Below are 397 nucleotides of genomic sequence, written 5' to 3'. Positions count from 1 at the left end.
AGGTTTATTGATGCTCAGCACGTTAAACTGCCTAAGCTGGGAATTGTCCGCATTGCTAGCTTAAGAAAACTAATCAAAGAGCGCTTGCTTAATCATATCCCAACTAGAATCGGCACAGTGACGATAAAAAAGACCGCTGATGATCAATTCTATTTGTCTATGCAATTAGGCAGCGATACTGCTTTTGTTAAAGAACTAGCCAAGACGCAGAATCAAATTGGCATTGATCTTAATTTAGATAATTTCCTGACGGAATCGAACGGATCAATGGTTGCCAATCCACGTTTTTACTGTAAAGCCAAAAAGAAGCTTGCCCATGCCCAACGTGTCTTGTCACGCAGACAGCGCCGGGCTAAAAAAGAAGGACGCAATTTGCGGCTAGCAAAAAACTATCAAA

At 41.6% G+C, this 397-nt stretch carries 1 protein-coding gene; it reads left to right on the top strand.

Annotated features, from left to right (window positions below; all coding sequences use genetic code 11):
• A partial coding sequence (locus CP366_RS10450; protein ID WP_143469318.1) for a transposase occupies positions 1 to 397 on the top strand: 397 nt, incomplete at both ends.

The sequence above is a fragment of the Lactobacillus sp. UMNPBX15 genome (assembly GCF_002553785.1).
Lineage (GTDB): Bacteria > Bacillota > Bacilli > Lactobacillales > Lactobacillaceae > Lactobacillus > Lactobacillus crispatus.
Note: the sequence above shows the minus strand (reverse complement) of the source record. Positions and strands in the feature narration are given on the sequence as shown.